This is a genomic window from Parapedobacter sp. 2B3 (assembly GCF_041925275.1).
Taxonomy (GTDB): Bacteria; Bacteroidota; Bacteroidia; order Sphingobacteriales; family Sphingobacteriaceae; genus Parapedobacter; species Parapedobacter pyrenivorans_A.
This window is the reverse complement of the sequence record NZ_JBHEUZ010000015.1, coordinates 57,367-75,540: the sequence shown is the minus strand read 5'-3', so window position 1 is coordinate 75,540 and position 18,174 is coordinate 57,367. Positions and strand designations below refer to the sequence as shown.

At 56.6% G+C, this 18,174-nt stretch carries 18 protein-coding genes and 1 riboswitch; of the genes, 2 read left to right on the top strand and 16 right to left on the bottom strand.

The window, feature by feature from the left end:
- Positions 1 to 25: 25 nt before the first annotated feature.
- The gene (locus ACEVG1_RS16280) at positions 26 to 373 is read right to left on the bottom strand and encodes a hypothetical protein (RefSeq protein ID WP_374744779.1); all 348 of its coding nucleotides are present in this window, start codon (positions 371 to 373) and stop codon (positions 26 to 28) included.
- Between the two features lie 296 nt (positions 374 to 669).
- Here ACEVG1_RS16280 and ACEVG1_RS16275 point away from each other — a divergent pair, with 296 nt between their 5' ends.
- Complete coding sequence (locus ACEVG1_RS16275; protein WP_374744778.1) at positions 670 to 954, top strand: hypothetical protein; 285 nt, start codon at positions 670 to 672, stop codon at positions 952 to 954.
- A gap of 29 nt (positions 955 to 983) precedes the next feature.
- Here ACEVG1_RS16275 and ACEVG1_RS16270 read toward each other — a convergent pair whose 3' ends face one another.
- The 6 genes from ACEVG1_RS16270 to ACEVG1_RS16245 are packed head-to-tail and all read right to left on the bottom strand — an operon-like array spanning position 984 to position 7,467.
- Positions 984 to 3,461, bottom strand: a complete 2,478-nt coding sequence (locus ACEVG1_RS16270) for a phosphocholine-specific phospholipase C (protein WP_374744777.1) — start codon at positions 3,459 to 3,461, stop codon at positions 984 to 986.
- 1 nt (position 3,462) lies between these two features.
- Positions 3,463 to 4,743 carry an alpha/beta hydrolase family protein gene (locus ACEVG1_RS16265; protein WP_374744776.1) on the bottom strand — a complete coding sequence of 427 codons (1,281 nt, stop codon included), beginning with the start codon at positions 4,741 to 4,743 and terminating at the stop codon, positions 3,463 to 3,465.
- A gap of 9 nt (positions 4,744 to 4,752) precedes the next feature.
- On the bottom strand, positions 4,753 to 5,040 hold the full coding sequence (locus tag ACEVG1_RS16260; protein ID WP_374744775.1) for a Trm112 family protein: 288 nt from the start codon (positions 5,038 to 5,040) through the stop codon (positions 4,753 to 4,755).
- Positions 5,041 to 5,042: 2 nt separating this feature from the next.
- Positions 5,043 to 5,690: a thiamine phosphate synthase gene (locus ACEVG1_RS16255; protein WP_374744774.1), complete on the bottom strand. Its 648-nt coding sequence runs from the start codon at positions 5,688 to 5,690 to the stop codon at positions 5,043 to 5,045.
- Positions 5,690 to 6,745, bottom strand: coding sequence for an AIR synthase family protein (locus ACEVG1_RS16250; protein ID WP_374744773.1), 1,056 nt, complete (start codon positions 6,743 to 6,745; stop codon positions 5,690 to 5,692). Before ACEVG1_RS16250 ends, ACEVG1_RS16255 begins: the two co-directional genes overlap by 1 nt.
- Positions 6,745 to 7,467 carry a class I SAM-dependent methyltransferase gene (locus tag ACEVG1_RS16245; protein WP_374744772.1) on the bottom strand — a complete coding sequence of 241 codons (723 nt, stop codon included), beginning with the start codon at positions 7,465 to 7,467 and terminating at the stop codon, positions 6,745 to 6,747. Before ACEVG1_RS16245 ends, ACEVG1_RS16250 begins: the two co-directional genes overlap by 1 nt.
- A 68-nt stretch (positions 7,468 to 7,535) precedes the next feature.
- Positions 7,536 to 7,630, bottom strand: a riboswitch (TPP riboswitch).
- A 252-nt stretch (positions 7,631 to 7,882) separates the two neighbouring features.
- Between ACEVG1_RS16245 and ACEVG1_RS16240 the strand changes: the two genes are divergently transcribed.
- Entirely contained in the window at positions 7,883 to 8,467 is a 585-nt protein-coding gene (locus ACEVG1_RS16240; protein WP_374744771.1) for a hypothetical protein, read from the top strand.
- 85 nt (positions 8,468 to 8,552) lie between these two features.
- Here the strand turns inward: ACEVG1_RS16240 and recG are convergent, their stop codons facing one another.
- The 9 genes from recG to ACEVG1_RS16195 all read right to left on the bottom strand — a co-directional run bounded on the left by recG (position 8,553) and on the right by ACEVG1_RS16195 (position 17,887).
- Complete coding sequence (gene recG, locus ACEVG1_RS16235; protein ID WP_374744770.1) at positions 8,553 to 10,658, bottom strand: ATP-dependent DNA helicase RecG; 2,106 nt, start codon at positions 10,656 to 10,658, stop codon at positions 8,553 to 8,555.
- A gap of 23 nt (positions 10,659 to 10,681) precedes the next feature.
- A complete protein-coding gene (locus ACEVG1_RS16230; protein ID WP_374744769.1) occupies positions 10,682 to 11,581 on the bottom strand; it encodes an EamA family transporter in 900 nt (299 codons plus the stop codon).
- Positions 11,582 to 11,971, bottom strand: coding sequence for a RidA family protein (locus tag ACEVG1_RS16225; protein ID WP_374744768.1), 390 nt, complete (start codon positions 11,969 to 11,971; stop codon positions 11,582 to 11,584). It abuts the gene before it with no gap.
- Positions 11,972 to 11,990: 19 nt separating this feature from the next.
- A complete protein-coding gene (locus ACEVG1_RS16220; protein WP_374744767.1) occupies positions 11,991 to 12,131 on the bottom strand; it encodes a DUF6728 family protein in 141 nt (46 codons plus the stop codon).
- A 7-nt stretch (positions 12,132 to 12,138) separates the two neighbouring features.
- The gene (locus ACEVG1_RS16215) at positions 12,139 to 13,005 is read right to left on the bottom strand and encodes a cupin-like domain-containing protein (protein ID WP_374744766.1); all 867 of its coding nucleotides are present in this window, start codon (positions 13,003 to 13,005) and stop codon (positions 12,139 to 12,141) included.
- Between the two features lie 169 nt (positions 13,006 to 13,174).
- A complete protein-coding gene (locus ACEVG1_RS16210) occupies positions 13,175 to 14,134 on the bottom strand; it encodes a gliding motility protein GldN (RefSeq protein ID WP_374744765.1) in 960 nt (319 codons plus the stop codon).
- 24 nt (positions 14,135 to 14,158) lie between these two features.
- Positions 14,159 to 15,694 carry a gliding motility protein GldM gene (gene gldM / locus ACEVG1_RS16205; RefSeq protein WP_374744764.1) on the bottom strand — a complete coding sequence of 512 codons (1,536 nt, stop codon included), beginning with the start codon at positions 15,692 to 15,694 and terminating at the stop codon, positions 14,159 to 14,161.
- 43 nt (positions 15,695 to 15,737) lie between these two features.
- On the bottom strand, positions 15,738 to 16,535 hold the full coding sequence (gldL, locus tag ACEVG1_RS16200) for a gliding motility protein GldL (protein ID WP_374744763.1): 798 nt from the start codon (positions 16,533 to 16,535) through the stop codon (positions 15,738 to 15,740).
- A gap of 44 nt (positions 16,536 to 16,579) precedes the next feature.
- Entirely contained in the window at positions 16,580 to 17,887 is a 1,308-nt protein-coding gene (locus tag ACEVG1_RS16195; RefSeq protein ID WP_374744762.1) for an SUMF1/EgtB/PvdO family nonheme iron enzyme, read from the bottom strand.
- Between the last annotated feature and the right edge of the window lie 287 nt (positions 17,888 to 18,174).

Sequence of the window (18,174 nt, the reverse complement as noted above, 5' to 3'; positions counted from 1 at the left end):
AACAAAGACACGGCAATGGGGTGCTTTACTCGATGTATTTAATCGCTTGGGCTTTCTGGTATTCCTCGGTTTCCTTGGAACCGCCGTATTCAAAGCCGAGGATGATGACGCCATCGGCGCCCACTTCACGGCATTTGGCGATGATCTGCTGCTTCGCCCGCTCCTCGCCTTTCAGGCCACTGACTTTCTCGGAGAGATGGCCGATGACCCGGTACTCGGTTTTAACATCTTTCTCGGCGTAGTATACATCTACTTGCTCCGTCGGCTGGTAGCGATCGCCCACATACGATACCGTCATACAGGCGTGGAACGTGATGGTAGCAGTGATTAGTAGGGCACCCATTATCCTGGGCAACGGCGAATTGATTTTCATGATGCATCGATTTTCACATACAATGATACGAAAAATAGAGTGACCCGCTTTGCCATTTCGGTGCATACCCTGCGAGGCAGGAGAGTGCAGTACAGTTGTTTGGAAAAATACCCCGAAGTTTGTGACTTCATAATTTAGGTTTATAATTGGTTTGTGAAGGTTTCCACTCTCCCCGTTTGGAAACCTTTCTTTTTTGCCCCTTCCCCATTTGGCCCTGCATTCTCTTGCCTTTTCATCCATTCGAAAGCGGTGCCAAGGATACCGGATAGCTAAATAAATTTAGCTAAGTTTGACTGATGAAAACCATCGGCAATACCATTGCTTACCTGGCTGTTGCACTCAATGTGTACTACCTTGCGGCGTGGCTGTACGTATTTAACCGGTTTGACGTGCATGGACAGCGGCAGGAGGCGTTTTATAGGTTCATCCTCGATATACCCAATTGGCTGGTGACCATCCTTCTCATCCTGCTCTCCATCGCCTCGCTCATTATCTTGGCCCGGAAAAATACGTTCATACCCAAGGCACTGGCGGTGCTCCAGTCATTCTTCGTCTTCCTTTGGATTTGGCAGTACCTTTGATGCGGCACCGCACCGACTACTTCACACCGTCAACGGGCACCTACGCCCATGAGGGGGTCGGTAATGCCATCGGCACCGATTTCTACCCGGCCGGCAAACTGCTCTTCGAACCCGTCTATGCCCATACAGCGCACACTGACGTCGTACCACCGGTAGCTACCGGATAGGTCGATCGCTACGGTGGATTCCTTCCCTTTGGGTAGGCGCACCGTTCTGGGCTTGCTGCCGTAGCTGTTGTCTACCACTTGCAGCCGGTGATCTTCATCGCCCGTATTGGTACAGGTGAGCAGCAGCGTGGCACGGCCATTGGTCCCGGGGCGGTAGGTGCAGCCTACGCGGATGGCCGGCCGGTCGGGTCCGCCCTTGAACAGGCGGTAGAAACCATTGGGCCCGTACACGGCCAGTTGGTACCGGCCGTTGGCAAACCCGCTAAGCGGCCACGAATCCGCCACGGCGCTACCGGCCGATGCGGCGTAATCCCACGTACGTCCGGCTTCGCCATCAAAGGGCACCTGTGCATATACTTTGAACGGCGAACCGACGGCCCGGTCGCCGAATAGGTCCCGGCCTGCCTTGAAGGTGATGCGGTAATGCCCGGTGGGGTCATAGTGCCCATCGGCATACAGCTCGTAGGGCAGTGCATTGGAATTGCGCACGCCGGGCTCCTGCTGGGGGAACCAGGGCGACTGGCGCGGGTCTTGGTTGATGGCCGTGATCTCATCGCCGCTTAAAGACCGGTACCCGGTGGGGAGGTCCTTGAATTTGGCCCGGTGGATACCCATCAGGAAGGGAGCTTTTTCTACGGCGGCAAGGGGTGTGAGTTGCTCGCCGTTGTAGGGCCTGAAGGCCGAGGTGAGGTCGCCGCATACCGCCCGCCGCCAGCTACTGATGTTGGTTTCGGCTACCGGTGCACCTACCTTGCGGCTGACGAATTTTTCGAGGAACTGCAACGGCGACGTGTGGTCAAATACCTGTGAGTTGACCCATCCGCCGCGTGTCCACGGCGAGGCGATGACCATCGGCACGCGGTAGCCCAAGCCGATGTTGCTCTCGCGGGCACTGTCGGGATGGTACTGGTCCTCGCGGCGTACGAACTCGCGGTGGGCGTCGATATCGGGCGATACCTTGCCGGTGCCGCCCTGGTAGGGGTTTGGCGACCCGAAAGGGGCCACGTGATCGAAATAGCCGTCGTTCTCGTCGTAGGTAAGGATGAAGATGGTCTTCTTCCACACCTCCGGATGCTGGGTGAGGATATCCATCACTTCGCTGACGTACCACGAGCCGAACCACGGTGAATCGGGGTGGTCTGAAAAAAGCTGGGGCGGCACCAGCCACGACACCGTGGGAAGCTCGCCCGAGGCGACATCCTGCCGGAACTGGTGGAGGATATCGCCTTTGGGTATGCGGAGCTCGCGCTCGGTATCACCATCGCGGTAATGCATGGTTTCGAGCTGCATGTAGTCGGGGTCGCCGGCGTTGTTTACGAATGCGCGGCGGTGCAGGTTGCGGGTGTGCTCGGGCAATGTGTCGAGCTGTGCGTTGCCGTATAGGGCGATTTCCTTGTCAACATTGGCCAAGGCGTTTTGGAGCTTCGCGCGGGCCTCGTCCTGCGGTGGGTCGCCATCCAATGCCGCCAGCTGGTCCAGGAGCTTTTGGCGCTGCTGGGTGAGCAGCGACTTGTACCGTGCACTGTATTTGACCGCATACTGGGGGAAATATTCCAGTGCGTTGCAGCCGAAATTGCTGAGCCAGCTGTTTTCCTCGCCCGAATAGCCGGCACTGCTGGCGGATATCTCATTCTGGTACACCTTCCAGGCGACGCCTTGCTCGGACAGCCGCTCGGGGAAGGTACGCCAGTTGGCCTTGCCGCTGAACTCCGAATCGCCGTTCCATACCAATGCCTTGCCGTCCAATCCTTCGCGGATGTTGCCGCTCCAGAAATAGAGCCTATTGGGGTTGGTGCCGGTGAGGCTGGCGCAGAAATGCTGGTCGCACACCGTAAATGCATCGGCCAAGGCGTAGTAGAAGGGGATGTCTTCGCGGGTGTAGTGGCCCATGGTGAGCGGCATGTCTGAAAATTCCTTGAAGCCGGAGCGTTTCACGTCGAGCCAGCGGTCCATCTTGCCCCGGTGGTAGGCATCGGTCTGGTCGGTCCATCCGTGCGGCAGGCAGCCCATCCACGTTACCTTCGTGTCTCGGATATCCAGGCGGAAGGGCGCGAAGGTCTGTCCTTCTTTATTGGTTTGGAGCCATACCTTGTTGTTGTTGGGCTGTACGACGGCACGTGGGTCGTTAAAGCCGCGCACGCCTTGCAGGGTGCCGAACGCATGGTCGAACGATCGGTTTTCCTGCATCAGCAGCACGATATGCTCCGCATCGTAAAAACTGGAGCCCGGTGCGGGGTTGATGGCCATGGCCCGGGCGATGGCGGGGGGCAGGGCGTTCGACAAGGATGCTGCACCCGCGAGGTAGGCGGCTTTTTTCAGGAAGGCGCGTCGTGTATCCATATTATTTGTGTGTGGCTTTGAAATGCTTATCGGCAAAGTCCAGGAAAGCCAGCCAGTCGTACCGGGTAACGTCGTGTTTGCCGGCGCGGATATGGTAGCCGATATCATGCATGATGGGCTGGTGGATGGCAGGCGGTGTGGCCGACGGAAGGCCGCGGAGGCCATAAAGCGCATATGCCGGGCCGGCATGGTAGGCACCCAGGTACTCGCCCTTGGGGTCTGCCCATTGGTCGTCCTCGGCGCTGGCCACGTATACCGCCCGGGGGGCCATCAGTGCGAGCAGCTGGTGCTGGTCGAAAGGCAGGTCCTCTTCGCGCCCGTGGTAGGCGTCGAAAGCGGGGCAGAACCAGGCCGGCTGGATGGAACTCACAATTGCCAGCGTTTCGCCGTACTTGCGCCGGGACAAGGCAGCGCCGCCTTCGCCCGAATCGTTGGAAATAACGATCTTAAAGCGTGTATCCTGTGCACCTGCCCAGAGGGCGGCCTTCCCTTGGCGGGAATGCCCCATGATGGCGATGCGTGCGGTATCTACCCGCGGGTCGGTAACCAGGTAGTCTACGATCCGGCTGGAACCCCATGCCCACGCGCCGATGGCCTGCCACGCATCGGGCGCTTCGTGGCCAGCACCGTAGCCGGGGAAAAGGGAAACGATGCTGTGGTCCTTCCGCCCCGGCTGATCGGGGAAAATATCGTGGTAGCACATGGTGGCGATGCCGTAACCGCGGTCGATGATATCGTCGTACGACCACCGGGTGGCCTGGCAGCCACGTTCCCAGTCGGGATGGCCCTGCTCCCGCACCAGCATGAAATTCCTGGAGTACAGGATGGTGGTGTCTAACGTGGTGCTGTGGTTGCCCTTGAAGTTGTAACCGACAAACATGGGAGCTTTCTTGACACCATTGGGCAGGTATACCAACAGCAATGCCTCCAACGTTTTGGTGCCGTTGCTGAATAGCAGCTTGACCTGCCTGCTGGTTGCTTTGCCGCCCAGCGCCCGCGGGTTTTCCGTGAGCACCTCGTAGCTAACGGCAATCGGATCGGTAGGGGTGCGCCCGTACATATGCGAGCTGAATAAGCCGAGCAGCTCGGGACGCCGCTGCTGTTCCCACTGCGCAACCGTGGTTACCGGTTGGCCGCTTTCGGTTTGGAGCAGTGCCGGCAGGGTGTATGCAGGTACCTTTGACTCGTCGTAGTTGACCTCACGTTGCTGCGCCGAGCCACGGGTACTGGCGAGCGACAAAAGGACCATCGCGGCACAGAGGGGTTTACAAAAGGCTTTCATACCACAAACTTAACCAAACTTACCGGAAATTCCATCCACCAGGCGGAACTGCTCGATGGTCTTTCCGTTGAGGTGCTTTTTCCATCGCGCTAGCAAGGGTTTCTCCAACCCAAATTCGCGGTACTCATCGGGGCTCATGATAGGGATGCCCCGTACAATGGGGTAGATGCGGTTGCACTGCCCGCATAGCAGGTAGCCCTCGTCGATAGCGCCGGTTTCGGTGGTGCGGATGGGGGTGAGTGTGAGGTCTGCCCGATCGAAGGGGCAACATAGCTTGTTGATGGTTTCCGTATTCATGGTTATTTGGATGGGGATGATGATTGGATGTGTTTAAGGTAAGCACGGATGGCTTCGCCGGGCGAATCGCTGCTCATGATGCCCGATATGGCCGCGATACCGGTATAAGGGAGGCCGCCTAGCTGCGCGATGTTGTCTGGCCGGATGCCGCCGGCCAGGAAGATAGGACCGTCATAGATGGCCTTCGCCCGTTGTACCGAAGCGGGGGTTACCACCTCGCAGGTATCAACGGTGTGGGAGGGAAACATGGAGCAGAACGAGATGTAGTCGGCGCGGTGGTTGTGTGCCCAGTGAACGGGCGCCATATCGTTCGTACAGGTGATGCCGTACCGGAACGGCCGGCCGATGGCGGCCTGGATGGCCCCGTAGTTGTGGGGGATGGTATCGAAATGCACGCCATCCAGCGGGGTGCCTGCGAGGTAGGCCCACCGGTTGTTGATCAATACGGGTACGTCCTTTGCGTGGCAGCGGCGGCATAGCTCGCCGATCAGCGCGGGAATGTCGTCGTCCACGCCGAAATGATCCCAGATCTGCAGGGCAGCGATGCCTTCGGCCAGTACCGCATCCAGCTTGTCGTAGAGCGTGGGCTTGTGCATGGAAGGGTCTACCACGAGGTAAACCCCTTTGCCAATGTGCCGGGTTGTTTCCATCAGTTCCATCCGTTTTGGTGCGCTTGGTAAAATGCCGCCCAGTAGGGGTCTTCGTCGTGGTAGGGTATGTCCTTTGTTTGGCCGGATGTTTCCAGCTTGATGCCATGGGCGGCATCGGTGAGCTGGCCCACTGCTGCGCAGGGGACGCCTGCGGCGTGGAGCCGGTTTATAACACCTTGCACGGCGGAGGGTGGGCAGGTGATGACCATGGCTCCCGCCCCGATGCAGTAACGGGGGTCGAGCCCGAAGACGTTACATACCTGTTGCTGCACCGGGTGTAGGGGCAGCTGGTCGTTATGGATGAGCGCGCCATGGCCCGAGGCAACGGCGAGTTCGTAGATGGCGCCGAGTACGCCGCCTTCGGTGACGTCGTGCATGGCGCTGATGGGTGCTCCGGCATGCCGGCCGTCTGCCGCCGCCAGCGCATCGGGCAAAACGGAAGTCTGGTAAAAGGAGCTGCATGCTGCCGCGTATACCTCCGCTCCGGCCTTATTTTTGACCGTTTCGGGAAAGCTCATGGCCAAAATCGCCGCCGATGACAGTGCGCACTGCTTGGTTACCAGGATGGCATCGCCCTGCCGGGCTGCGGCAGCGGTAAGCAGGGTGCCGCTGGGAGCCACGGTAACCAGCGTGCCGCCACCGGAAATGGTGGAATGCTGGTGGGCTACAAAACCGGTGTGGCCACCTGTGATAGCCACGCCGATATCGCTGCAGAACCGGTGGATGTACGCCCAGTATTGCTTGAAATCGGCTGCGCCCAGCGTATCGGGCAGGTTGAGCACAAACTGCCCATACATGGGCGCGTGGCCTGTGGTGGCCATGTCGTTGGCCATGAGGTGCACCGATAGCCACGCCGAGACTTCCAGCCCCAGCGATGGGATGAGCGATAGCGGATCGCTGGTCATGGCCATGGCCATGCCACCGGGCAGGTCTACCACCGATACATCCACGCCGAAACGCGGGCCGGTACGTACCTCGGGCCGTGGGTGGCCACCCATGGCGACGATGGTGCGGTCAAATAACGGTATGCCTATTTTGCCGAGTTGCTTCTCCATCAGTCTACATCGTTGAAACGTACATACAGCCCGAAGAAATCGCCGTAGGGAAGGCCCCATTGCTGCACGGGAAACCAACGCGGCAGGCCCGTGCAGGTCCACTCGATGGTGTACGCGCGCCCTTGCAGCGCTGTATGGATGATGGCACTCAGTTGCTTGGGGGTGTAGAAGGTGGCTGTGAGGTAAAAGGGGTTCTTGCCAAACAGCTCCTGCACCCGGCGCCGCACCACCTTGGGCGAGTTGCGGTTCATCATGCCCATGGCGATGCCATAACGGCCCACGCGGGCGGCCTCGCGGATGACGCGCACCGGGTCGCGGTAGTACTCGAACGTGGTAATGAAGGCCAGCGCATCGAAGGTATGGTCCTTGAACGGCATGTGGTGCGAGTCGGCCATCACCAGGTCGCCCTCGAAGAGGTGCATGGCCTGCGACAGCATCAGCGGCGAGATGTCACCGCCGGTGGCCTCGATGCCGATTTCTTTCCACCACCGCGTGAAGCGGGTGGTGCCACAGCCGAATTCGAGCAGCGTTTTTACACGGCGGTCTTTCGATACCAACTGTTCCATCACTTTTTTCTGCCAGATCTCGGCGCGTTTGTAGCGGCCCTCATACCACTGCTCATACGTGTCGGTGTGTTCCCTGTTGAAAAACCATTCGGGCCGGTTTTGCCAGTTCTGCTGTTGCTGGGGGATAAGTTCGAGTGTTGTTTTTTCGTGTTCCATGCTAGTTGCCTATTTGTTGTACAGCCCCTTTCATGGATTTGCCAACGGCGTGCGGAACAAGAACGGTGGTCTTGTGCGGTTTGCATCCCTACGTTGGCATGATCCAAATCAGGTAATTAGGGTGTAATCTCAGCCCCGCTGCGGGGCACCCCTTGCTGTGTACCGTCACAAACATAGCGAATGTTGGGTGGATATGCAACTTTATCGGGGGTGAGGAGGCCCGCTGCGGGCGTGGTAGCGGGTGCCAACGGTAGCCGTTTATCTATAAAAAATGCCTTTTGGTCTAATCGGGTTTCCATTGGTCGATGATTATGGGCGGTTTGTCTATTATTGGCCCGGGGAGGTGCAACGTTTTTTCCCCTTTGTCGTCTTATCCATAGAAACAACAAAAAAGGAAAAACAAAATCGCATAGTTATGAAATCGATCGTATTGAGCGCCATGATTTGCGCAGCCGCAGTAGGAACCAGCGTTGCCAACACCAGTGTAAGCCGGCCCGCCGAGAAAGTGAAGAAAGAACACATCAACGACCAGATGAGCGTAGCCGCTTTCAAACAGGTCATTGCATTCCACCAGCGCAATGTGGATGTGCTGTTCCACCAGTTCGAAATAGCCAAGGGGCAGGTTCGGGAGAGCCGTGGCAACCACGCTGATCTGGAACGTGACAAGGCTTTCTTCGTCAAGGTTTACCAAGACGATATTGACCAAGGGGTGCGTGTGGAAGCCAGCAAAAGGGCCATTGCCGAAATCGAAACGATGTATACCAAGAAGCACGAAGAGCGCGATGCGTATGAAGCGGCACAGCTTGCCAAGTTGAAGGAACAGCTTCGTGTTGAATTGAAACGGGAGCAGAAGCAGTTTAAGAAAGCCAAACGTAAATATGCAGGCTTTGTAAACGAAGAAACCCTTCCGTTGCTTCAAAAGGTAGAGCAGTACTTCGCCAAGGCAATAGACCAGGCCCAGTACGCCGATGCAGACCACATGGTTATCGCTGCAAGGTAAACCACGCATACCTCCACGGAGTCTATATATAGCAGGGCAGCCATCTCGACCTAGGCGAGGTGGCTGCCTCTTTTTTTGCTGGCTGCTAGGATATTTTTTCCCAGCTGATGCCGGGCTCGGTCTGTGTAAGGTAGTCACGCAGCCGGCTGTTTTCGGGCTTGGCCAGCTGTGGGTCGGCTTCGAAAAGGGCGATCACGGTGTTGCGTACGGTGGTAAGCAGGGCTTGGTCGGTGGTGAGGTCGGCCAGCTTAAGATCGAGTGCACCGCTTTGCTGTGTGCCGGCCAGGTCGCCCGGTCCCCGCAATTGGAGGTCCACCTCGGCGATTTCAAATCCGTCGTTGGTGCGTACCATGGTTTCCAGCCGGAGTTTGCTATCCTTGCCGAGCTTGCTGCCCGACATCAGGATGCAATAAGACTGCTCGGCACCCCGCCCCACGCGCCCCCGTAGCTGGTGCAGCTGTGACAGGCCGAAGCGCTCGGCGTTTTCGATCACCATGACCGAGGCGTTGGGCACATCCACCCCTACTTCGATCACCGTGGTGGCTACCATTACCTGTGTTTCGCCCTTTACGAAACGCTGCATCTCGAAATCCTTGTCTTTCACCGGCATTTTCCCATGCACGATACTGATGCGGTACTGCGGCAGCGGGAACTCGTTTTGCAGCGTTTCCAAACCGGCCTCGAGGTACAGGAGGTCCATTTTTTCGCTTTCTTTGATGAGGGGGTATACGATGTATACCTGCCGGCCTTTGGCGATCTCCTCTTTCATGAACCCGAACATGCGCAGGCGGCTGCTTTCGTAGAGGTGCATCGTTTTGATGGGCTTGCGTCCGGCGGGCAGCTCGTCGATCACGGAGATATCCAGGTCGCCATACAGCGTCATGGCCAGGGTGCGCGGTATGGGGGTGGCGGTCATGACCAGCATGTGGGGCGGGATGTGGTTTTTGCGCCACAGCTTGGCGCGCTGTTCCACGCCGAAGCGGTGCTGCTCATCGATGACCACCAGGCCCAGGTTACGGAAACGCACGGCATCTTCGATGAGTGCATGGGTGCCCACCAGGATATCGAGGGTGCCGTCTTCAAGCTGGGTGTGGATGATCCGGCGGTCTTTTTTGGGTGTCGAGCCGGTGAGCAGCTGCACGGATGCGATACCGCTACCCAGCAGCTTGCCGATGCTGTGGTGGTGCTGCCGGGCGAGGATCTCCGTGGGTGCCATGAGGCATGCCTGGAAGCCATTGTCTATGGCCAGCAGCATGGCCATGAGGGCCACCACGGTTTTGCCACTCCCCACATCGCCCTGTACCAGCCTGTTGAGTTGTGCCCCCGATGCGGTATCCCGCCGGATTTCCTTGATGACCCGCTTTTGGGCGTTGGTGAGCGCAAAGGGGAGGTGCTTGTTGTAAAAGGTGTTGAACGTATCGCCCACGCTGTCAAACCGGTGGCCCTTGAACCGCTGTGTGTTGAGCAGCTTGTTTTTGAGGAGTTTCAGTTGGATGAAAAACAGCTCGTCGAATTTGAGGCGGTGGATGGCTTGCGCCAGTTCGCTGCTGTTGTGTGGGAAATGGATAGCCACCAGTGCCTGGGGCAGTGGGAGTAGCCGGTGCTGTTGTACGAGGTGGTCGGGCAGTGTTTCGCCCAATTGCTGGGCGATGCTTTCGAGCAGGGCAGCCTGTAGCTTCTGGATGCCCTTGCTGTCGAGCGCGAATTTCCGTAGCTTCTCGGTGGTGTTATACACCGGCTGTAGGCTCATATTGCCCTGCTGCGGACTGCCCGGCTTGTACACTTCCATCTCGGGGTGGGTCATGGAAAGCTGGTTGTTGAACAGGTTGGGCTTGCCATAGATGACATAGGCGGCGCCTACCTGCAATGCTTTTTTGAGCCAGCCGATGCTTTGGAACCACACCAGTTCCATAGTGCCCGTATCGTCCCGGAAATGGCCCACGAGCCGCCGGCCGCGCCGCTCTCCGAGCTCTTCGATATGTACAAGCCGCCCGATTACCTGCGCCGCGGCCATATCGGGGTGGAGCTGCTTGATTTTATGGAATTGGGTGCGGTCGATATAACGGAAGGGGTAGTGCCTGAGCAGGTCGCCGAACGTATGGATGCCCAGCTCGGCTTTGAGCACCTCGGCACGGGCGGGCCCCACACCTTTGAGGTATTCAATGGGGGTTATGGTACTGAGTGGTGCCACAGGGAGCTTCTGCTTTCAACGGTTCATGCGAATTTATGGAAAACTTTCCGAAGTGCACCCCAATTGAACAGGAATACGGCGACGAACAATACCAGGTATGCCACCAGCTGGTGGGTGTAGACGGGCTCATGGAAATACACCACGGCGATGGCAAAGGCGATGATGGGGTTGATGTAGATAAGCACGCCCACGGTGGTGGATGATATGCCGTTGAGCGCATACAGGCTCATGTAAAGGGGGATGATGGTAAAAACAACGGCAATGACAGTGATATTGATCCAGAAAGTGGCGCTGGTAGGCAACGGGTGGTGCTGCCAGAGCAGGAACGGTAGGATGAGCAGGCTACACAGGGTGAGCTGTACAGCCAGCACGACCAGCCTATCCACGTGTTGGATGATGCGTTGGGCCACCAAGTAAAGGGCATAGAACGACGCGATGCCCACGGACCAGGCGACGTCATACAGCGAGCCGCGGGCCAACAGGATGACGCTGGCCAAAGCGATGCCGATGGCTAGTTTTTTAAGGCCCGTTAACCGCTCTTTGAGGATGATGAATGCCGCCAGCGTGGTAAGCAGCGGGCAGACAAGGTAGGCGAATGCCGCAGATTGGATACTCACGTTGTTTACCGCATAGATGAAGGTAAACCAATTGCCCATGATGAGCAACGAAGCGATCACGGTAAGCGTGATGAGCCGTTTGCGGAGGGGCGGTGGCCCGGTTTGCAGGTAACGGACGGATGCGGCAAGCTGCTTAGAGCGGAAAACGAAGATGAACGGCCATATCAGCGCCGTGGACACGAAAATCCGGTAGTAGAGGATGTCTTCAGCGGGCCACTCCCGGATGGCACGCAGGGGGATGGCCATGAAGCCCCAAAGCACCGCCGCGAAAAACGCTGCCGAGAAGTATTTCAAACGGCCCTGCATTTAGGCTTTCCATGCGATGGCCGAAATTTCGACGTTGACATTTTTCGGCAATCCGGCCACGGCCACGGTCTCGCGTGCGGGGGCCTGTTCGGTGAAGTAGGTGCCGTAAATATCATTGACAGCGGCGAAATCGCCCATGTCGCGGAGGAAAATCGTTGTCTTCACCACATCGGCAACGGTGTACCCCGCTTCGGCCAGTATGGCGGCTAGGTTATCGAGCACCTGGCGGGCCTCCTCGGCTACCGAGCCACCAACCCGTTCGCCGGTGGTGGGCGATAGCGCAATCTGCCCGGATATATACAGCGTATTGCCCGCTTTGACGGCCTGGTTGTAGGGGCCGATGGGGGCGGGTGCGTTGGCGGTATTGATGATTTCCTTGTGTGTAGCCATGGTGTTTGGATGTAAAGACTTAGTTGAAGAAAAGCCAATCGACGATCTTGTACCCGATGGCCAGCAGAAACAGGATAATGGCCGTCGCATTGATGACATGCATCACCCGTAAATTGAAGCTGGTGGGTCTATCGGGATCTTTTTTCCTGAAGAAATACATGCGATCGCTACTGTACCCGCTTCAGCGCGCGTTCGGCGCGCTTATTCGCCGCGTTTATTTTGTAGTTGAACCACCGGTCCTTGAATATTTTGCGCATCGTGTTGTCGAAGTGGCGCGTGATGACCAGGTTACGGAATCCACGCCACTTGTCGTAAACGGTGGAGGGCAATGCACGGACGCTGATGGAATAGCCTTCGGTGACGTACTGGATGTAATGCCACCACCCCGAGGGCATAAACAACGTCTCTCCCGGATGGATTTCCGCCTCGTACCCATCGAGGTACTTCAATGCAGGGAACTTCTCGTAGTCGGGATTTTTGATGTTGGCAATGCTGTGGAAGTTGTAGGGCAGTTTATACATCAGGTCCGACTGCTCCAGCGGGAACAGCCATATTTTCTTGACCCCTTTGTATTGGGTGATGAAGACATGCGACATATCGATGTCGAAGTGGTTGCGTGTGCTCGACCCCTCACCACCGAAAAAGAGGTATGGCAGCCATTGCAGCACCTTGCCACCCGTTACATCGTTGTAAATCAGGTCGTGGTTGAGCTCGGGCTTCAGCTTCATGAGGTTGAACAGGAAAATCCGCAAATCGGTCGGTTCGCGCTCGATCATGTCCAAATACTCACTGAATTTCATTTTGGCCACAGGAGCACTGGCTGCGCGGTCGTTCGACGCGTCTTCCCGCCCATGTAAAGAAATGATGCTATCTCCGGCTATTTCCTTGAAATAGTCATAGTTCCATTTAGTCCATGCCGGACTGTTTTTGGCTACGAAATCATCCATAACTACCGGTACTCCCTTGTTGAGGTAGTCCTTGATGAAGTCAGCCGAGCTGATCCCGGAGATTTTGTTAACTTTTTTGAGTTGCACGACTTAATAGCTAGTTGAACTGTTAATTATGCTTATGCAAACTTAAGCAATCTTCGTATGCGCCCATACGGTGTAAATCATTTTTACATTTGCATTATAAATACGCATGCAACGATTTGCGTGCCAAAAAGAGAAAAACGGCAGCGAACTGACGAAAATCATTTTTTGGCTAATAGGACCACAGGTCCTGCTCGAAATCGACGAGGTCTTTTTTGATACGTTGTGCTTCATATAGGCGGTCCAGCCCGTTGTCTACATAGTCTCGGATACGGAGATCTTCGGGGTTGGATTGCTTAACGATGTAGCTGGAAAATAGCCGCTTGACGAACAGGTCATCATAGCTCAGGCCTGTGGCGTCGTTATTTCGTGAGGCAACTTCTTTGTTGACCAGGATGTGCCGGGCTTCGGGGAAATAAATCCAGAATGCCGGATAGGCATCGGCTACGACGGCGGGCGTGTTTCCGGCGCCGTCGAAACCGGGTATGTCTTCAACGGCCTCCATCCCTTCCATATCGGCCGATGCTCCGCCTGTGATCTCATCCATCTTGGGGGTCACCAATGGCGCGATGCCGATGATGCGCGGCTCGAATACGGAACGTTGCTTGTCGAAAATCCAATCTTCCTTGATCCGGAAGCGCACCACATCGTTCGGGTTGAACGCGGTGGCCTCGAAGTGCGAAGCGATGACGTTGCCGTCTTGGTCGTACTCTTCTACCAACGTGCTGTCCGATCCGAACCGGCCCAGCACCTGGTCGGGCGATAGGCGGGTCTTGAAGCTATCGCCCGTGGGGTCATCTTCGGTAGGTGTAGGGTCATAGGCGGTGAGTTCGCCGGCTAGTACCGCTTGCATGATGACATCGATCAGCCGCGATTTCGGTGAGGCATACAGTGCGTTGAGCTTTTCACGCACGTCAAACTCACGCCAGATACGTTTTACGTAGGCCACATCGGTAGGGCGGATATTTGCATAGGGCACAACTTCGCGGTCCAATATGTCGGATTTGACGTAGTAGCCATCTACCGGTGGCTCTTCCGCGGGGATGGGCGTGGTGCTGTTGGATAGGTTTGCCTCCTGGGCATATGCAGACAGCCCCACCGCCATCATGACCAAAAATCCATACACTTTCATCGTTACCTCCTTTATCGTTATCAATTAGTTGATCCGGAATGAAACCGGATCGAGTTCTTGCTGTACGCCGTCGGGGCCTACCGCGATAATATTGTAGAAAAACACAAAAGAGCCCGGTGAAACGGCACTGAGTGCATTCTGCATGGGCCCTGAAAAGGTGCCGTCCGTGCCCTGGTAGGGGCCCATGGGGTCTACACGGGGCTTCTGTATCAACATCGAAAAACGTGAAATGTTGAACTTGGCGTCGAACTCAAAATCTTCCAATGCGGCAAAGATGCGGTTTTGGCCGCGTATCTGCGCGGCGGCAACGGTGCCGCCCGCCCGGCCCGCCACGCGGGCCTGCGGTTTGGGGATCCGTTTTACCCGGAAATCCGTGGAACTAAGAGACTGTGTTTGGTCGCCGATGCGGGCCGAAACCTGGATGCTGGCCGTGCCGGGCTGGCTTACCCGGGCTACATACTTGCCGCCCGAGCCGGAGATGCTTACGCCTTTGCCGCTCACCTGCAGGCTCTCTTTGGGGATGCCCGGGGCCGATACGGAGATCGGATTGTCTACCCCGATGTACAGCACATTCATGGCATCGGGCGAAACCACGGCCGAAGGCCGGGCTACCTGGTAGGTCTGCGGCTCGGTGACATACTCCTTCACCGTGCCATCGGTCTGTTTTACATGGATGGTCCCGATCCAGTTAAAGACCCCTTCGCTGGATGTATTGGCCGTGTAGGTGGCCTGCCCATCGGCAACAGGCAGTGTGTTGCCCCCAACGGATATCTCGGGTGTCGACTTCGAATCGTAAGCGGTGAGGAATACCTTGGCCGTGTAAGGCTGCCCCTGGATAATATAGGATGACGGAGCGACGGCGACGGCGGCAAACCGATCGAGGTTGACCACAGCCATGTCCATCTCGCCGAAGATATGTTTCACCACCACGGCCTCGGCATTTTTCACATCGGCCTTGATTTTTTCCAATGCCGTGATGGAAGCGGTCAACGGGATGCCGTCGCCGAAGTTGGCCTGCTCCCACGATTTCTTGATGCCGCCACGGGCGGGCGGGTCTTGGGCGTCCAACGAAAAGGAAACTTCGTTGTTGGCCAGCGCCAACAGCCGCTCACGGGTGGTATTGATGCGGCTCCGCAACTGCTCGGCGCGGTTCACGCCGTCTTCTTTCTGTTTGATCATGATGCGGGGGCTGATACTGAGGTTGTCGCGCTTGCGCACGTCGCCCGTCGTCTCGTTTTGTCCGCCGCCCTCCGCTTCGAGCACGGCCTTGAGCGAATCGATGTATCCCGATAGGTTGTTTGCCAATTGGGTGGCCTGCTCGGCCCGGCCCAGTATGGGCTTGGCACGTTCGGGCTCATCTTTCAACTTGGTGGCCCGGAAGGCGCTGAACATGTTGTCTATTCCTTCCTGGGTGTTTTGTGTAGAGGTACTCAGGCTTGTCGCCAGGTTCTTGAAGGCGTCGAGCACGGAGTCACTCACGTTCAATGCCACTAATCCCAACAACACCAGGTATAGGATACCCATCATACGTTGCCTCGGAGTCTGTTTTCCTGCTGCCATGCTGTAATGCTGCTCGTTAAGGTGTCAGTATCTTAGAAATAAACTATACGCGCGGTTGGTTCATGGCGGCCAGCATGTTTCCATACACGGCATTGAGCGATGCAAGGTTCTTATTGAGATGGGCTACTTGGTCCTTGAACTGTTGTGTATCTACCACCGAGTCATTGAAGTTCTGCAGGGTTTGGGCAATGCTGTTGTAGTGTTGGGAAATGGTCTGTAGCTTCTTGCCCGTATCTTGCAGCTCCAATTCGTACACCGCATTGAGGTGCTGGAGGTTGTTGGCGAGCTTGTGTACCTGCTCGTGGTAAGCCGTTACGTCGCCGCCGCTTGCGCTGATGCCGGCGAGATCGCTGGAGGCTTTTTCAAAGGCTGCGTTGAGCTTGTCAACACTGCCCGTAGCGCCCTTCACGCGCTGGGTAAACTGGTCGGTGGCGAGGGAGGCATCGGACACGTTGGAAATAGCGGCTACCTTATCGCCGAAGGAGCGGAGGCCATCGCCGAGGTTGCCAATCAGTTCAGGGCTGATGCGCGCGTCGGCCAGCATCTTGTCGAGCGCGGCCGTGTTGCCTGTATTGGCGGCCGGGCGAACGGTCGCTTTCGGCAATTCGCCCTGGTAGTCGTTGGCAAGTTCGGGGTACACCCGGGTCCAATCAACGTCGTTGTTCTCGTTTTGGAAGCCAAGCAGGAAAAAGAGCAACGCTTCGGTACCGAGGCCGATGATGATGAGCCAGTCGCCCGCCGGCCAATGTTGCAGCTTGGCCATTAGTCCGATGATGACGACGGTAGCTCCCCAGGAAATGATGTTATTGATGCCGATTTTGAATGTGCGTTTCGCTGCCATGGTATTGCTGTGTTGTGCTTGTTGATTGCTTACTAAGTAGTATGTTAATTATTCATTGGATCTACCCCCGGGTAGGCGGATACGCTCCGGAAACCAAGGTAAGATTTGGATGTGTCCTGGTATTCGTAGGCGCGGGCACCGTTCTGCAAGAAATAGCCGATGTCTTTCCAGGAGCCGCCGCGGACCACCTTGCGCTTCAAGGATTCCGGGTCGCCCGCCGCCGCGTCATAGCGGTAGGTGGGGTTCATATCGTGCACGAAAGACGATGCCGACTCATTGAATGAAGAGGAGGTCCACTCGGCTACGTTGCCTGCCATGTTGTAGAGGCCGAAGTCATTGGGAAAATACGAATATACCGGGGCCGTATAAGCGGCTCCGTCATCGATGTAGTTGCCCCGGCCGGGCTTGAAGTTGGCCATCAGGCAACCTTTCGCGTTGCGCGCCGATGGGCCGCCCCAAGGGTATTGGGTGCCTACCCGGCCACCACGGGCAGCGTACTCCCACTCTGCCTCGGACGGCAGCATATAAGGTTGCCTTATTTCGCGGCTGTTGGTCTTGCGGCTACGTTGGTGGTTTTCAAATAAACGGCTACGCCAGGTGTTGAATGCCTGGGCCTGCCGCCAGGTGACCCCCACTACGGGATACTCGTCAAACGAGGGGTGCGAGAAATAGCCCTCCACCATCGGCTCGTTCTGGGCATAGCTGAAATCGTTGAGCCACACCGTGGTATCGGGATAGACCAAGATGGTGTCTCGCCGGATGAAGTCAGACCGGGTTTTGGTGGGGTCGTTCTTCGCCGCCGTGGCGGCACGGAGGTCGTACCAATCGTAGTGATAACGCAGCAGGCGGACATCGATCTCGTCTTTCCCGAAGATACGGTCTTCGCCCTGGTAGTACATCTGGCGTGTCCGCTCGCGCACATCCTGGTCTTTGGAGTTCCACAGCGATCGCTTGCTCCCACTTACCTTCGACCAATCGATGTACCGCTCACCGGAGCCCTCCACTTCCACGAAGTAGCTATCGTCTTGCAGGTAATTGTATATGAGGATGGAGTCTCGTACCCAATTGACGAATTGGCGGTACTCGCTGTTGGAAATCTCGGTCTCATCCATATAGAACGACGAAATGGTGACCTGCCTGTTTTGCGCCACCTGCGAAAAGGTGATGTCTTCGTCAGACTGGCCCATGATGAAGGTGCCCCCCGGGATGAGTACCATACCGTGCGGTACCCGGCTGGTTTTGAGGTGTGCCCGCTTAACGCCCACCAACTCGCCCCCGCCAGACCTGGAGCAGCCCGAAAGCAGGGCGGCGCACATAAAAACCAATAATATAGGTAAATAAGCTCTATTCATTTAGTTCTATCTCTTGGCTAGCAACGCCCATGCAATGGGATTTCTATTTCGTTAAAGCCCATGATTAATAACCCGTTACGACAGCAAATTTCAGACCAAAAGTGTTTCTTTGACCCATTCATCCCGGCCGCCAAATTTAATAAATATCCTTAAAAGCCATTCAAAACAACGCCTTTCCGCGGGTAGATGGCTTACCGCGGGAATATCTCCCCGCCGAAACGCGGCCCTAAATTTATTAAAAGAAACAGTAAGTTGTTAAGAAAGCGACGGATATTTCAAAAAAACAC

What these genes read in the sequence shown, in the direction of transcription:
- gldM (WP_374744764.1), bottom strand. Translation starts at nt 15,694, where the DNA reads ATGGCAGCAGGAAAACAGACTCCGAGGCAACGTATGATGGGTATCCTA.
- ACEVG1_RS16210 (WP_374744765.1), bottom strand. Translation starts at nt 14,134, where the DNA reads ATGAAAGTGTATGGATTTTTGGTCATGATGGCGGTGGGGCTGTCTGCA.
- ACEVG1_RS16195 (WP_374744762.1), bottom strand. Translation starts at nt 17,887, where the DNA reads ATGAATAGAGCTTATTTACCTATATTATTGGTTTTTATGTGCGCCGCC.
- ACEVG1_RS16240 (WP_374744771.1), top strand. Translation starts at nt 7,883, where the DNA reads ATGAAATCGATCGTATTGAGCGCCATGATTTGCGCAGCCGCAGTAGGA.
- ACEVG1_RS16225 (WP_374744768.1), bottom strand. Translation starts at nt 11,971, where the DNA reads ATGGCTACACACAAGGAAATCATCAATACCGCCAACGCACCCGCCCCC.
- gldL (WP_374744763.1), bottom strand. Translation starts at nt 16,535, where the DNA reads ATGGCAGCGAAACGCACATTCAAAATCGGCATCAATAACATCATTTCC.
- ACEVG1_RS16245 (WP_374744772.1), bottom strand. Translation starts at nt 7,467, where the DNA reads ATGGAACACGAAAAAACAACACTCGAACTTATCCCCCAGCAACAGCAG.
- ACEVG1_RS16280 (WP_374744779.1), bottom strand. Translation starts at nt 373, where the DNA reads ATGAAAATCAATTCGCCGTTGCCCAGGATAATGGGTGCCCTACTAATC.
- ACEVG1_RS16260 (WP_374744775.1), bottom strand. Translation starts at nt 5,040, where the DNA reads ATGAATACGGAAACCATCAACAAGCTATGTTGCCCCTTCGATCGGGCA.
- ACEVG1_RS16220 (WP_374744767.1), bottom strand. Translation starts at nt 12,131, where the DNA reads ATGTATTTCTTCAGGAAAAAAGATCCCGATAGACCCACCAGCTTCAAT.
- ACEVG1_RS16265 (WP_374744776.1), bottom strand. Translation starts at nt 4,743, where the DNA reads ATGAAAGCCTTTTGTAAACCCCTCTGTGCCGCGATGGTCCTTTTGTCG.
- ACEVG1_RS16275 (WP_374744778.1), top strand. Translation starts at nt 670, where the DNA reads ATGAAAACCATCGGCAATACCATTGCTTACCTGGCTGTTGCACTCAAT.
- ACEVG1_RS16250 (WP_374744773.1), bottom strand. Translation starts at nt 6,745, where the DNA reads ATGGAGAAGCAACTCGGCAAAATAGGCATACCGTTATTTGACCGCACC.
- ACEVG1_RS16255 (WP_374744774.1), bottom strand. Translation starts at nt 5,690, where the DNA reads ATGGAAACAACCCGGCACATTGGCAAAGGGGTTTACCTCGTGGTAGAC.
- ACEVG1_RS16270 (WP_374744777.1), bottom strand. Translation starts at nt 3,461, where the DNA reads ATGGATACACGACGCGCCTTCCTGAAAAAAGCCGCCTACCTCGCGGGT.
- ACEVG1_RS16230 (WP_374744769.1), bottom strand. Translation starts at nt 11,581, where the DNA reads ATGCAGGGCCGTTTGAAATACTTCTCGGCAGCGTTTTTCGCGGCGGTG.